Raw genomic sequence first — 14649 nt, 5'->3', positions numbered from 1 at the left:
AAGGGAAATCGATGACGGGCTACACGTACGCCGAGGTCGGCGCGACGCGGCACGACCCGCTGCCGCCCGGGTACCGGCACCTGCACTACCGCACGTACCTGGGATGGGGCGTCTTCGACTGCGCGGCGGAGGCCATTCTGACGTTCCGCATGCACCGCGGCACCGGTGCGCGGGTCACCAGCGATGCGCTGCGCGCCGCCCCGGGCGTACGGGTCAAGGTCGGCCTCGGCCCGGTGACCGTGCCCTGCGAGGTCGTGTGGGCCGTCGAGGACCCGGACCGGGCCGGCTTCGGGTACGGCACGCTCCCCGGCCACCAGGCCACCGGCGAGGAGGCGTTCACGGTCGAACGCGACGCCGACGGCGGGGTGTGGTTCTCGGTCACCGCGTTCAGCCGGCCCGCGCGACCGCTGATGCGGCTGGGCGGCCCGGTCGCGGTCCTCGCCCAGCACCTGTACGCGCGGCTCTGCGCCCGAGCCCTGCGCCGGGTGTGTGCCCGGTCCCGTACGGTGGATCCGTGAGCGACACGAGCGTCACATGGTGGGGGCACAGCACCATGTGGCTGACCGACTCCGGCGTCTCGCTGCTCACCGACCCGCTGCTCACCGGCCGGCTGGCCCACCTGCGCCGGATGGCCGGGCCGGCACCCGCGCTGCCCGGGCCGCCCGACGCGGTGCTGCTGTCGCACCTGCACGCCGACCACTTCCATCTGCCGTCGCTCAAGGCGCTGCCCGGTGAGCCGCTGCTCGTCGTCCCGCGCGGTGCGGCCGAGTTCGTGGCGAAGGGCCTCGGCAAGGCGTACGGCGACCGCTGCGTCGAGCTGGTGCCCGGCGAGGAGACGAGGATCGGCGACGTGACGGTCCGGGCCGTACCGGCCACCCACGACGGCGGCCGGGGCCCGTGGTCGCGGCTGCGCGCGGTCGCGATGGGCTTCGTCGTCGAGGGCACCACCCGCACCTGGTACGGCGGCGACACCGGCCTGTTCGACGGGATGGCCGAGCTCGGCCCGCTCGACCTCGCGCTGATCCCGGTCGGCGGCTGGGGCCCCACCCTGCACGCGCACGGCCACCTGGACGCGGAGGGCGGCGCCGAGGCGCTGCGCCGGGTCAAGGCCTCCTGGGCGGTGCCGGTGCACTACGGCACGTTCTGGCCGGTCGGCATGTCCCGCCTGCGCCCGCACATGTTCGCCGAACCGGGCACCGAGTTCGCCCGCCACGCCGCCATGGCCGCGCCGGACGCCGAGGTCCGGGTCCTGGCCCACGGCGAGACCCTGACGATCGAGCCGGCCGCGTGATCTCCGAACTCGGCGCCCTGGCCTGGCTCTTCACCGTCGTGGCGTTCGGCGCGATCGTCCCGGTCGTCCCGACCGGCGCCGCGGTCAGCGGCGCGGCGGCCCTGGCCTTCCACGACCACCCGCTCCTCATCGTCCTGGTCATCGCGGCGGGCGCGGCGGGCGCCTACGCGGGAGACCTCGTCATGTACGCCATGTGCCGCGCGGGCGGCGAACAACTCGCCCGCCGCCTGCGCTGGCTCCGCGACGAGGAACACCTCGCGTCGGTGAAGGAACGCCTGCAGCACAGCCAGATCCCGGTCCTGCTGGTCTCCCGGCTCCTGCCCGGCGGCCGCGTACCGGTCCTGCTCGCGGCGGCCTTCCTGGGGCTGAGCTGGCGCACGTTCGTGGTGGCCAACCTGCCGGCCTGCGCGTTGTGGTCGGCGGTGTACGCGGCCATCGGGGTGGTGGGCGGCTCGATCTTCCCGGAGCCATGGCAGGGCGTGATCGCGGCGGTGGTGCTGGTCGTGATCGTCACGCAGGTGGTGAGCATGGTGAACAAGCGCCGCGCAGCCCGCTCCGAGGCCCGCGACGCCGCCGAAACGGCCTAGCGGCTCAGCACTCGGAGCACTTCTGCCCCACCATCAATGATGCCGAGGCAGTACGGCCGTTCCCCGCCGCACTGCCACAACAACCCGCAGTCAGTCGAGCGTCAGGACAAGGACACCTTCACCCCGCCGGAGAACATCGAGTCATGGAGCTCGATTGCGGTCAGCTTCGTCGATTTCGGCACGTCGAAGATGAGTCTGCCCTTCACCTGGTTTCCAGGATTGATCTCCTGCAGGAAGGTGGGACTTCCCTCGTTGGCGTAGATTTCGGCGCTGGTGTCGTTCGAGAATTCCGTGCCTCCGCCGTCGTACGCCTTCTGCGACGATCCGTCGAAGATCTGAGCTTCCTTGCCGATGTTCTTCACCGTGACAGAGATGATGCAGAACTTGCCCTGAGCCTTTTCGTTCAGATATTCCGACCCGACCTTGGACTTCGAGCAGTCGAGCTTCGTCACGGTGAACTCGAACTTGCCGTCACGGACGGGATCGCCCATGCCGGGCCCGGACTCTCGGGTCGCGACGGGTTCCGTCGTCGGCTTCACTGCCGGAGCTTTGGTCGCGGCCTGGGCGTCCGCCTTGGTCGTGGCATCCTTCGCGACGGGCGCCGTTGTCGCTGAGGCGCCGGTCTTGTCGTCGTCCCCGGCAATCGCGACGATCGCACCGCCGCCACAGCACAGAACCAGAACGCCACCGATGATTCCGAAGATCAGCTTTTTGTTGCTCTTCTTCGTCGGCGGAGGGCCATACGGCGCCTGCCCCGGCTGAGGCGGATATCCGGGCGGCGGAGGACCGTAGCCCTGCGGAACCGGCGGTTGCTGTGGTTGATAAGGGTCCGGCGGCTGATAAGACATATGGGAGCTCCGTGCTGGACCGGGAGAGGACTGGTGATGCGACCGGGCCCCAGTCCAAGAAGCCCGGCCGCCTGATCACTCTCGGGGTAGCGACGCGGATGCAGCGCCAGGCACGCCAGCAGAATGGATGGTCAACGCACGGGTCGATACGGAAGTCGAGACAGGACTGTCCGGTCGGGTGTATCGGTCGACCCGGTGAGCGGGCGACATGACCCGAATGAGCCTGCACGCCGTCGTACCGCCCGGCCGACGGATGGCGTCGTCAATCTTTCCGGACCACTCGAAAGAGCGAAGAAAAACGCGAACCTGCCGACGGTTAATTCGTAGGTACATCGCTTCGTCGGGTCAGTATTTGAGGTATTGCCTCGTCAGCTTGGCGACCTTCTCGACCAGCTTGATCCCTGCCGGCATCGACTGGTTGTTGTGCGACAGCACCGCGATCGACACGTCCGTGTCGTCCGAGGTCACCCGGCCGATGGTGTTGATCGCCCACAGCCCGCCGTCCGCCGTACGGGTGTCCCAGCCGTTCTTCACCGTGGCCGTCTCACCCGCCTTCGCCACCGACGGGATGCCCCAGTCCTGGGTCTCGTCGACCGTGCTCATCAGCGTGAACGCCGTCCTGCGCGACTGCGCGTTCAGCGGCCCGTCCTTGTCGACCAGCGCCGACAGCAGCTTCAGCTGGTCGTTGACCGTCGTCTTCGTCAGGCCCCAGGCGGTGTTGACGACCGTACGGGTGAGCCCGATGCGCGCGTTGCACCTGCTCACCGCGCTGCGGCCGCCGAGGTGCTGGAAGAGCGAGGTCGTCGCGTTGTTGTCGCTGAGCCGGATCATCGGCTTCGCCAGGCTCATCTCGCCGGACGTGGGCTTGCGGCCGGCGTCCTGGGCCTGCAGCAGCATGCACGCGAGGATCTGGGCCTTCACGATGCTGGCGGTGTCGTACCGTTCCTTGCCGCGGTACGAATACTGCTGGCCGGTTTTCTTGTCGAGGACCGCAACCGAGAACTCGGGGGCGGAGGCGGCGTACTTCTTCAGCGCCGCGTCGAGTTTGCGGGCCCGGGCGGCGCGCTCGGCCGCCGCGAGCTCCTCGGGGCTGGGGCCCGTCGGGGTGGGGGACGCGGTCGGCTTCGGGTCGTCGCCGAACGTGAGCGAGCTGGGCAGGAGGCCGCCGCCACCGCCGCCGCTGTCGTCCTTCATCCCGAAGCCGATGAGGGCGCCACCGCCCACGATGACCATCGCCGCCAATGCGAAGATCAGAAGCCGGGTACGTCGCACCCATGCATAGTGCCGTGCTTCGCCCGTGATCCCAAACCCGTCCACCCTGGGCATGATCACCAGTACGGTTCGTGATGGCTTTCGGTGGGCACAATGAACCCATGGCTCTGCTGCCCTCACCCGCCACCCTTGTCGAGTTCACCCGCTCCGCGATCGGTCAGGTGGCCGGGGCCGCGGCGACCGTGGCGACCGTGCCGTTCCGGGTGCTGGGCCTGCTCGGCCAGACCGAGCTCATGGTCGGCCGGATCACCGTGCTGGCCGAGCGCGCCGAGGCGCTGATCGACCGGGTCGAGCGGGCGGTCGGCTCCGCGGAGGGCCTGATCGGCCGGGTCGACGGGGCCGTGGGTGAAGCGGAGGGCCTGATGGGCCGGGTCGACGGGGCCGTGGGCGGCGCGGAGACGCTGATGGGCCGGGTCGACGGCACCGCGACCGCGGCGGGCGCACTCGTGGCCCGCGCCGGCGGCACGGTGGGCGAGGCGGAAGTGCTGGTCGCGCGCACCGCGGGCACGGTGGCCGACGCGGAGACGCTGGTCGCCCGGGTGGACGCGACCGCCGGCCAGGCCGCGGACAGCGTCCGCGAGGTGAAGGTCATCCTGGCCGCGGCGGCGCTCGCGGTGGAGGGCGCCGCGGCGATCGTGGAGGAGGCCGGCGCGATCACCGGCGCGGCCGCCGGGGTGGTCGAGCAGGCGAGCGGCACGTCGGCCGAGGCGATGGAGCTGCTCGAGGGGTACGCGCCGACGCTGCGCCGCGCGGCCCCGCTCGCGGCGCGGTTCGTGCAGGAGCTGACGCCCGAGGAGGTCACCGCGGCGATCAGGATGATCGACGAGCTGCCGCGGCTGCGCGAGCACCTGACCGGCGACGTCCTGCCGCTGCTCAGCAAGCTCGACCAGGTCGGGCCGGACCTGCACAAGCTGCTGGAGGTCACCAACGACCTGCACCTGGCGATCGCCGGGCTGCCCGGGCTGAAGCTGTTCCGCCGCCGCGGCGAGGAGCGGATCGCCGAGGAGAACCTGCCCGACGCGCGGCAATAAGCCTGACCTGCGCCTATTCACGAATGTAAACATTGACGAAACATGGTGTGACGGTTAGCCTCACCGGACCGTGAGAGCGCTCTCACGGGTCGCGGTTCCCCGCCGCGGCTCAGGCGACCCCCGAGTCCCCACCGGAGGCACCGCACCATGACACCCCCGCTCCCCCGCCGCCGGCGCCGCCTCGCCGGCCTGGCCACCGCCACCCTCGTCGCCCTCGCCGGCGGCATCCTCGCCGTCACCGTCGGAGGCTCCGCCGACGCCGCCACCGTCGGCGCCGGCAGCTACACCGAGTCCCTGCCGGCCGGCGCGAAGCTGCCCACCGGCTGCGGCTCGATGTCGACCAACCCGCGCCAGTACCTGACCGCGAACGCGCCCGCCGGCCCGGTGCCCACCAACGACTGGTGGTCGTCGCTGCTGTTCAAGAAGGGCGACGACTGCAACTTCTCCCAGCCCCTGTTCGCCGGGCCGGCCGCGTACCGGCCGGTGGCGAGCGGGCTCGGGCTGTCGTACCAGACGGACCCCGCGATCAGCGGCAGCGGCACCGGCCTGGGCGAGTTCCACTATCCGTACGCGCAGCACGTCGTCGTCGGTGTGGCCGGCCTGAACGCGTCGCAGGCGCTGGTCGACGGGTGGAGCGACTGGACCGTCACCCCGTCCTGGAGCGACGGCGCGCGCACGATGAAGGCGACGATCGGCCACGGCTTGCCGATGTCGTACTACCAGGTCACCGGCGGCGACGCGCTGCTGACGATCACCGGGCCGCCGACCGCGTGGCAGAACAGCGGCAGCCGGATCGGCTTCTCGATCGGCGGGCACGACTTCGTCGCGTACGGGCCGGCCGGCTCGACGTGGACGGTCAGCGGCAGCACGATCCGCTCCTCGCTCGCCGGCAAGGGCTACTTCTCGGTGGCCGTCCTGCCGACCCTGTCGAGCGCGAGCACGGCCGACAAGGTCGCCCTCGCCGACACCTTCGGGCAGTACGCGCACAACCACGTCACCGGCACCCGGCTCGCGTACACGTACAACCAGGCGGCCGGCACGGTGAACACGACGTACTCGTTCACCACCACCGCGCGGGAGGGCAGCGGGTCGGGCACGGTCATCGCGCTCTACCCGCACCAGTGGCGCTACCTCACCGGCGCCAGCCCGCTGTCCCGCACGTACGTGTCACCCCGCGGGGCCATGAAGATCGTCACGGGTACGTCGTTCAGCACCTCGATGAAGTACACGGGCGTGCTGCCGGAGATCCCCGCGGTCGCCGACTCCAGCGGCACCGACCTCACCCAGGTGACGACGTTTTTGAACAACGAGCTGAACAACCCGGCGGACTTCCGCGGCGACGACACGTACTGGACGGGCAAGGGCCTCGGCCGCGCCGCGCGGATCGCAGAGATCGCCGACCAGCTCAACCTCACGTCCGTACGGGACTCCGCGCTGAACGTCATCCGTACCCGGCTCACCGACTGGTTCACCGCCTCCTCCGGCAAGACGTCGCGGCTGTTCTACTACGACAAGAACTGGGGCACGCTGATCGGCTACCCCGCGTCGTACGCCTCGGACGAGGACCTGAACGACCACCACTTCCACTACGGCTACTTCGTGGCGGCCGCGGCGACCCTGGCGAAGTTCGACCCGGCGTGGGCGGCCACCGGCCGGTACGGCGGCATGGTCGACCTGCTCATCCGCGACGCCAACAACTACGACCGCACCGACACGCGGTTCCCGTACCTGCGCGACTTCGACATCTACGAGGGCCACGACTGGGCCTCCGGGCACGGGGCGTTCGGCGCGGGCAACAACCAGGAGTCCTCGTCGGAGGGCCAGAACTTCGCCAACGCGCTCATCCAGTGGGGCCAGGCCACCGGCAACAACGCGGTCCGTGACGCCGGCGTCTGGCTGCACACCACGCAGGCGGCGGCCATCAACGAGTACTGGTTCGACGTCCGCAACGAGAACTTCCCGTCGACCTGGGGGCACAACTACAGCGCGATCGTGTGGGGGTCCGGCGGCGCGTACGCGACCTGGTTCTCGGGCGAGCACGCCATGGTGGTCGGCATCAACATGCTGCCGATGACCGGCGGCCAGCTCTACCTCGGCGACTACCCGCAGTCCGTACGGGACACGTACGCCGAACTGGTCCGCAACAACGGCGGCGAGCCGACCGTCTGGCGCGACATGCTCTGGCAGTACCTGGCCCTGGGCGACCCCGACGCCGCCTTGGCGAAGTTCCGCGCGAACAGCTCGTACACCTCTGAGGAGGGCGAGAGCAAGGCGCACACCTTCCACTGGATCCGTAACCTGGCTGCGCTCGGCCAGGTGGACACGGGCGTGACGGCCAACCACCCGCTCGCCAAGGTGTTCGCCAAGAACGGCGCGAAGACGTACGTCGCGTCGAACATCACCAACGCCGCGCTGACCGTCACGTTCTCCGACGGCCGTACGGTCAACGTCCCGGCCGGCAAGACGGTCGCGACCGGTGCCGTCTCGTGGACCGGCGGCAACGCGACCGGCGGCGGCACCAGCACGACGCCGCCCACGACCACCCCGCCCACGACCCCGCCGACCACGCCGCCCGCCTGCACGACCGGCCCGCTGCTCTCCCAGGGCAAGCCAGCCACCTCGTCCAGCGTCGAGGCCGGCTACCCGGCGAACCTCGCCGTGGACGGGGACACCGCCACCCGCTGGTCCAGCGCCTTCGCCGACCCGCAGTGGCTGCAGGTCGACCTCGGCTCCGCCCAGGCGCTCGGTCGGGTGGAACTGAACTGGGAGGCCGCGTACGGCAAGACGTACCAGATCCAGACCAGCACCGACGGCAGCACCTGGACCACCGCGGCCACGGTGACCGACGGCGCGGCGGGCGTCCGTACGGTCGGAATCTCGGGCACTGCCCGGTATGTACGGGTGAACGGGACGGAACGCGGCACGCCCTACGGCTACTCGCTGTGGGAGTTCAAGGTGTACGGCGCGTGCACCGGCACCACGCAGCCGCCCGCCACGACCCCGCCGACGACCAACCCGACCACTCCGCCGCCCACCACGACCGCACCCAGCGGCACGGCGTGGGCTCCCGGAACGGCGTACGCGGTCGGCGCGGTCGTCACCTACAGCGGCGTGCGGTACCGCTGCCTGCAGGCGCACACGTCGCTGACGGGCTGGGAACCGCCGAACGTGCCCGCGCTCTGGGCCACGGCCTGACAGTTTCGCCACGGCGGCCCTCCGTCCTCGGAGGGCCGCCGTTTCACATGTATTTAACGGACAAACCGGCAGGGTCGGCCCCATGGCTGACTTCACCCGGCGGACCCTGATCACCGGCGGCGCCTCGGCGGCCGCGCTGCTCCTGCTCCCCGGCGCGGCGCGCGCCACCTCGGGCCTTCCCGACCTGGAACGCAGGTACGCGGCGCGGATCGGCGCGTACGCCCTGGACACCGGCAACGGCCGCGTGGTCCGGCACCGCTCGAGCGAACTCTTCCCACTGCTGTCCACGTTCAAGGTGATCGCCTCGGCGGCGGTCCTCGACCGCGCCCGGCACTGCGAGCCCGGCCTGATGGACCGCGTCATCCACTACAGCGCCGACGACCTCGTCTCCTACTCGCCGATCACCGAACAGCACGTCGAGGACGGCATGACCGTCGCCGAGCTGTGCCGGGCGGCGATCACGTACAGCGACAACACCGCGGGCAACCTGATCCTCGACCGCATCGGCGGCCCCGCCGGGGTCACCCGCTACGTCCGCGGCCTCGGCGACCGGGTCACGCGCCTGGACCGGTACGAGACCGACCTCAACCTCTGGTCGCCCACGGAGGTTCGCGACACCACCACGCCGGAAGCCGCGGGGCGGGACCTGCGGGCGCTCACCCTCGGCTCCGCGCTGCACCCCGACGACCGAGCGCAGCTGGTCGCCTGGTTGCGCGCGAACACCACCGGCGGCCAGCGCATCCGCGCCGGCCTGCCCGCGGACTGGACGATCGGGGACAAGACCGGGTCGGGTGACGCGTACGGCCCGGCGAACGACCTCGCGCTCGTCCAGCCGCCGGCCGGTGCGCCACTGATCATGGCGGTTTACACGAACAAGCTCGCCGCGGACGCCGCGTACGAGAACGCGCTGATCGCGGAGACGGCGACCGTACTCGCGCGCTCGCTCGGACGGCTCTGACCGGGCTCACCCGACGGCGAGGCGCATCCTCGTCAGCTCGTACGAGGCGATCTCGGCGCGGATGCCGACCGTCGGCGCGGTGACCATCCGCAGGCCCGGCTCCGCGAAGAGCTTGCGGAGGAAGATGTCGGTCTCCTGGATCGCGATGTACGCCCCCGGGCAGCGGTGCGGGCCGTCGCCGAAGGACAGCCCGGCATCGGCCACACCATCGGCCAGCGGCCGCGCCGGACAGACCTGACCGGCGTCGGCGCCGACCGCGCCGGGATCCATGTTGGCCGCCGCCACCCCGATGTCGATCCGGGCGCCGGCCGGGATGACGGCGCCCGGCATGGGGAGGTCGGCGGTGGCGCGGCGGGCCAGGTTGGCCACCACCGGCTCCAGGCGCAGGATCTCGTGCAGGATGGCGACCCGCTGCTTCTCGTCACCCTCGGCGTACGCGGCCCGCAGACCCTCGTCGGTGAACAGGTGCCAGGCGACCAGCGTGATGAACTCGCGGGTCGTCACCATGCCGGCCGCGGCGAAGGTGACGCACTCGCCGAGGATCTCGCTGTTGCTGCAGCCCTCGCCGAGCAGGTGAGAGATCAGGTCGTCGCGGCGTTCCCGGCGGCGGGCCCGGATCGCCGGGCGCACATCCAGCCAGTAGAACAGCGCCATGTTGGCGTTGGAGCGGATCTCCTTCCAGAGCGCCACCAGCCGGTTGGCCGCGGCCTTCTCCTCGAAGAAGCGGTCGAGCCGGCGGGCCATGCCGCGCCCGCTCTCGGTGAGGCCGATGACCTCGCCCGCGACCGCGACGGCCAGGGCGAAGGACAACTGCGACAGGTCCGCCTCCCCCCGCTGCCGCAGCACCGCGCACTGCTCGTCGGCGAGACGCTCCATCAGCGACCGGTACGCGGTGTCGACGCGCCGCGGCGTGAAGTACTTCGCCGTCTGCCGACGGTGCTCACGATGCTCCGGCCCGTCGCGGTACAGCACGGGCATGCGCATCCGGCCCTCGAGTTTCCGGGCGTTCTCGGCGCCGAAGCCGGCCTGGCGGGTCTCGGTGCTGCGCAGCATCGCCCGCGCGGTCGCGAAGTCCTGCACGTGCCAGACACCGTCGGCGTCGGCGTGGACGGGGCATCCGGGGGCGAGCTCGCCGCGCGCGATCTTGCGGTGCGACTCGACGGGGGTCTCAGCGGGCATCCCGCCATTGTTCTTGCTTAATAGACGGATGTCGACTTCTTGCACCGGGACGGCAGAAAGGCCCCGGCGGGCGGCCGGGGCCTTTCCGTGGTGGAGGATGGCTCTGTCAGAAGACCGAGACGCCGTACACGCTCAGCGGCTCCGTCACCGGCTGGAAGTACGTCGTGCCCCCAGAGCGACAGTTACCGCTGCCGCCGGAGGTCAAACCCAGCGCGGTGGTGCCGGAGTACAGCGAACCGCCCGAGTCGCCCGGCTCCGCGCAGACCGTCGTACGGATCAGGCCGGAGACCGAGCCCTCGGCGTAGTTCACCGTCGCGTTGAGCGCGGTGACCCGGCCGGAGTGGGTGCCCGTGGTGCTGCCGCGGCGGTACACCGTGGAGTTGACGGCCGGCGTGCCCGCGGAGGTGATGTCCTGCCCGCCGACGCTGCCGCTGATCCCGCTCGTGTTGGTGTAGCGCACGATGCCGTAGTCGTTGCCCGGGAAGCTGGTGCCGGCCCGGGTGCCGATCGTGGTGGAACCGTTCGTCCAGGTGCTGCCGATGTTGGTGCAGTGCCCGGCGGTCAGGAAGTAGTAGGTGCTGCCGCTGCGCACGTTGAAGCCGAGCGAGCACCGCGCGCCGCCGGTGTAGATCGCGTCGCCGCCGGAGAGCCGGGTGCTCAGCGTGCCCGGTACGGACTCGAGGCGCGCCTTGTCGCCCAGCTTGGCGACGATCGCCTTCACCGCGGCGAGCTTCGTGCCGGTCACCGTGCTGTCGGCGGTGACGAGGATCTGGTTGCTCATCGGATCGACGGCGAAGGACGTGCCGGGGGTCTTGAGCGTCGACTTGAGCGTGGCGTCGGCGGCGGCCAGCGCGGCGCCGCTGCGCTGGACGTACCGGGGCGTGGCGCCCGCGGCGGTCACGGACTGGGCGGTGGCGGCGTCGGTCACGTTGACGACGAGCTTGCCGCTGCTGTCGACGTACGAGCCGGCGGTCCGGTCACCGAGCCGGGCGTCGAGGGTGGACGCCAGCGCGGACGGGGCGAAGGACGGGTCGGCGGCGGGGCCGGTGGGGGCGGCGGACGCGGGTGACGCGAACGCGCTGCCCAGCAGCAGGGCGGCGGCCAGGCCGACGATCGGTCGGCCGAGCTTGGAACCGGGGTTACGCACGGGGGCCTCCGGTGGGGGATGGGGGTACGCCGGGAGCCCGGCGTACCGAGTGCCATCCGAAGTATTGAGAACAATCGATGACAACTCAAGGCTTCCGATTTCTTGCGTACGGTTGCCTAGACGGTGATCAAGACGCCGGTGACCTGGGCAGATGCCGCATGCATAACATCGGGCTATCACTCAGCCGGGATGACGGGCCGATGAATTCGTACCGGTTGCTGCCGAGACTGGCGCATGCCGGTCGATACGGCCATGATTGCTGCGTGACAGGCCGCCATCGTCGACACCTCAAGCCCGCCGCGCGCTTCGCCGCCATCGTGGCCGGCGCGCTGGCCGTGGCCGGCGTGGTCGTCGGCGTGCGCACCGGCGTCGGCCGGGTCGACGCCGCCACCTGCTCCACCCCGGTGCGGCTCACCGTGGCCGCCCCGCAGGAGATCGCACCCGCGCTGCGCACGACCGCCGCCGAGTGGACCCGCACGACGGCCGGCAAGGGCCGCTGCGTCGCCGTCGACGTCCAGGACCGCAGCGCACCGGACGTGGCCGCCGCCGTGAGCCGGGAGCAGGGGGTGACGCTCGCCGGCGTCGGCACCGCCCAGGCCGCGACGGTGCCGGACGTGTGGGTCGCCGACTCGGCCTCCTGGCTGCTCCGCCTGCGCGCCGCGGCACCCGCCTTCGCGTTCACCGAGGACGGATCGCTGGCGCAGAGCCCGGTCGTCGTGGCGATGCCCGAGCCGGTCGCCAAGGACCTCGGCTGGCCCCGCAAGCAGCTCACCTATGCCGACCTGCTCCGGACGATGACCACGGACACCAGCGTCCGCGCCGGCACGGTCGACCCCAGCCGGGACGCCGCCGCCCTGTCCGGGCTGCTCGCCCTCAACGCCGCCGCGGCCCGCCAGCCCCGCGCCGACGCCGCCGGGGCCGTCCTCCGCGCGCTCGCCACCGACGCCTCCACGCTGCGCGAGGACCTCATGGCGCAGCTGCCGCAGTCCGACGACCCCGGGACCCTGGCAGGCAGCCTCGGCCTCGCCGTCATGCCGGAGCACGACGTCATCGCGTACAACTCCGACAAGCCGGCCGTACCGCTCACGGCGCTGTACCTGACCCCCTCGGCAGCGCCCCTGGACTACCCGTTCGCGGTGCTCCCCGACGCCGACGCGGACCACGCCGACGCCGCCCACCGGCTGTACGAGCACCTCACCCAGAGCCCGGCGTTCCGCGACCGGCTCGGCGCCGCGGGTCTGCGCTCGCCCGACGGCACCATCCCCACCGGCCTGCAGACGCCCACCGGAGCGCCGAGGGCGACCCCTCCCCCGGCCGACGGCGGCAGCGCCGCGAGCCCGAAGGTCGATGACGCCGCCATCAACCGCACGCTGGCCGCCTGGTCCGCGGTGGTCGCCCCGGCCCGGGCCCTCGCCGTCGTCGACGCCTCCAGGAGCATGAGCACCCCGGTCCCGTCGGCCCGCAACGCCAGCCGCATGCAGGTCGCCCTCTCCGCGGCCAAGGGCGGCCTCAAGCTCTTCGGCGACGACTGGCAGCTCGGCCTCTGGATCTCCGCCGCGGGCCTCGACGCCGGCGGCAACCACCGCGAGCTCGTCGGCATCGGCCCGCTCCGCGACAACCGCGGCTCCGTCGCCGCGGCCCTCGGCGCGGTCCGCCCCAGCGGCGGCGACGGCGCCCTCTACCGCACGATCGTCGACGGCTACCGCCAGCTCCGCGACGGCTGGCAACCGGGCCGCGTCAACTCCCTCATCGTCCTCACCGACGGCGTCGGCGACGAGGAGATCTCCCTGCCCGACCTGCTCCGCCAGCTCAAGGGCCTGCAATCCGCGGACCGCCCGGTCCAGATCATCATCGTCGGCCTCGGCGACGCGGTGGACCGCCAGCCGCTGGAACAGATCACGGACGTGACGGGCGGCGGCGTCTTCGTGGCGGAGGACCCCGCCCAGATCGAGGCCGTCTTCCTCCAGGCCTTGTCCCTGCGCACAGCCACGCCGCGCTGACCACCGAGCACGGTCCACGGCTGCCGCTCCCCGACCGGCAGGCATTCTGGACCGGCCGAAGGCGCCGCAGGTGACCATTACGGCCGTCAACCTATAAGCCTTTCGGCTCAGAGGAACGGTCACGGCCGGCCGGGCACGCCGGCCGAAGGCGGCCATTGTGGTCTATGGGCGTTGCCGGTGACCGAGCATTCCGGGCGCTCCCCTGCCATGCGCCGCCGGGTCGGGCCGGACGGTACAGCCTGCGCTACCCCCACTGTCCTGCAACCGGGATTGCTGCGATCGACGACGAAAAATACGGTCGTTCCATCGAGCAATTCAACGGGAATGGAAAACTGCGATGCCAATGAATAGCGCTGCGATGGATGTCGGTTCCGCTTCGGGAATGGTGGCGGCCGGGTCCGCCGTACGAGTTCAGCAACTGCGGAAGGTTTACGGCTCGGAGCCGCAGGCGGTGACCGCGCTCGTCGGCGTCAACGCGGTCTTCCAGCGGGGGACGTTCACCGCGGTGATGGGCCCGTCCGGCTCGGGCAAGAGCACGTTGCTGCAGACCGCGGCAGGGCTGGACCGCCCGACCAGCGGCATGGTGTGGGTCGGCGACACGGAGCTGTCGCAGCTCTCGGAGACGAAGCTGACGAAGCTGCGGCGGTCGAAGGTCGGGTTCGTGTTCCAGGCGTTCAACCTCATCGGAGCGTTGTCCGTGCAGGAGAACATCCTGCTGCCGCTGCGACTGTCAGGGCAACGCGGGGATGCCGCCTGGATCCAGCAGGTCGTCGACCGGGTCGGGCTCACCGACCGCCTGACGCACCGGCCCGCGCAGCTGTCCGGGGGTCAGCAGCAGCGTGTCGCGATCGCCCGCGCACTGGCCACCCGGCCGGAGGTCATCTTCTGCGACGAGCCGACCGGCGCCCTCGACACCCAGACCGCGGGCGAGGTCCTGGCCCTGCTGCGCTCGGTGGTGGACGAGACGGGGCAGACGGTGATCATGGTGACCCACGATCCCGTGGCGGCCTCGTACGCCGACCGGGTGATGGTGCTGGCCGACGGCGAGGTCGTGCACGACATGCCGCAGCCGGGTGCGGAGCGCATCGCCGAGCACCTGGCATCGCTCGGCCGCCGCCCGCGTGCGACCCAGGAGGGCTGA

General features: G+C 71.4%; 12 protein-coding genes. 8 read left to right on the top strand and 4 right to left on the bottom strand.

The window, feature by feature from the left end:
• Nucleotides 1–11 precede the first annotated feature (11 nt).
• Genes IT780_RS11365 through IT780_RS11355 form a run of 3 tightly spaced genes read left to right on the top strand, consistent with a single transcriptional unit; the run spans nt 12 to nt 1878 of the window.
• A complete protein-coding gene (locus tag IT780_RS11365) occupies nt 12–518 on the top strand; it encodes a DUF1990 domain-containing protein (RefSeq protein ID WP_199511399.1) in 507 nt (168 codons plus the stop codon).
• Nucleotides 515–1291, top strand: coding sequence for an MBL fold metallo-hydrolase (locus IT780_RS11360; protein ID WP_199511398.1), 777 nt, complete (start codon nt 515–517; stop codon nt 1289–1291). The genes IT780_RS11365 and IT780_RS11360 overlap by 4 nt, the downstream gene beginning before the upstream one ends.
• Nucleotides 1288–1878 carry a DedA family protein gene (locus tag IT780_RS11355; protein ID WP_199511397.1) on the top strand — a complete coding sequence of 197 codons (591 nt, stop codon included), beginning with the start codon at nt 1288–1290 and terminating at the stop codon, nt 1876–1878. Before IT780_RS11360 ends, IT780_RS11355 begins: the two co-directional genes overlap by 4 nt.
• A 101-nt stretch (nt 1879–1979) precedes the next feature.
• On the opposite strand, the gene IT780_RS11350 is transcribed toward IT780_RS11355, so the two are convergent.
• Both IT780_RS11350 and IT780_RS11345 read right to left on the bottom strand, forming a co-directional pair.
• Nucleotides 1980–2726 carry a DUF4352 domain-containing protein gene (locus tag IT780_RS11350; protein WP_199511396.1) on the bottom strand — a complete coding sequence of 249 codons (747 nt, stop codon included), beginning with the start codon at nt 2724–2726 and terminating at the stop codon, nt 1980–1982.
• 345 nt (nt 2727–3071) lie between these two features.
• Nucleotides 3072–3998, bottom strand: a complete 927-nt coding sequence (locus IT780_RS11345) for a serine hydrolase (protein WP_307831138.1) — start codon at nt 3996–3998, stop codon at nt 3072–3074.
• A gap of 101 nt (nt 3999–4099) precedes the next feature.
• Here IT780_RS11345 and IT780_RS11340 point away from each other — a divergent pair, with 101 nt between their 5' ends.
• From IT780_RS11340 to bla, 3 genes are all read left to right on the top strand, one after another.
• Nucleotides 4100–5029, top strand: a complete 930-nt coding sequence (locus tag IT780_RS11340; protein ID WP_199511395.1) for a hypothetical protein — start codon at nt 4100–4102, stop codon at nt 5027–5029.
• Between the two features lie 147 nt (nt 5030–5176).
• Nucleotides 5177–8224, top strand: a complete 3048-nt coding sequence (locus IT780_RS41760; RefSeq protein ID WP_233412531.1) for a glycosyl hydrolase — start codon at nt 5177–5179, stop codon at nt 8222–8224.
• 82 nt (nt 8225–8306) lie between these two features.
• Nucleotides 8307–9182: a class A beta-lactamase gene (bla, locus tag IT780_RS11330; RefSeq protein ID WP_199511394.1), complete on the top strand. Its 876-nt coding sequence runs from the start codon at nt 8307–8309 to the stop codon at nt 9180–9182.
• Between the two features lie 6 nt (nt 9183–9188).
• Here bla and IT780_RS11325 read toward each other — a convergent pair whose 3' ends face one another.
• The gene (locus tag IT780_RS11325) at nt 9189–10361 is read right to left on the bottom strand and encodes a cytochrome P450 (RefSeq protein WP_199511393.1); all 1173 of its coding nucleotides are present in this window, start codon (nt 10359–10361) and stop codon (nt 9189–9191) included.
• 106 nt (nt 10362–10467) lie between these two features.
• A complete protein-coding gene (locus IT780_RS11320; RefSeq protein WP_199511392.1) occupies nt 10468–11508 on the bottom strand; it encodes a S1 family peptidase in 1041 nt (346 codons plus the stop codon).
• A 263-nt stretch (nt 11509–11771) separates the two neighbouring features.
• On the opposite strand from IT780_RS11320, the gene IT780_RS43055 reads away from it, so the two are divergent.
• On the top strand, nt 11772–13508 hold the full coding sequence (locus IT780_RS43055; protein WP_199511391.1) for a VWA domain-containing protein: 1737 nt from the start codon (nt 11772–11774) through the stop codon (nt 13506–13508).
• Between the two features lie 358 nt (nt 13509–13866).
• Nucleotides 13867–14649: an ABC transporter ATP-binding protein gene (locus IT780_RS11310; protein ID WP_233412530.1), complete on the top strand. Its 783-nt coding sequence runs from the start codon at nt 13867–13869 to the stop codon at nt 14647–14649.

It is taken from the genome of Nucisporomicrobium flavum (assembly GCF_016464385.1).
GTDB classification, from domain to species: domain Bacteria; phylum Actinomycetota; class Actinomycetes; order Mycobacteriales; family Micromonosporaceae; genus Actinoplanes; species Actinoplanes flavus_A.
The sequence above is the reverse complement of the archived record's forward strand: the minus strand, read 5'-3'. Positions and strand labels throughout refer to the sequence as shown.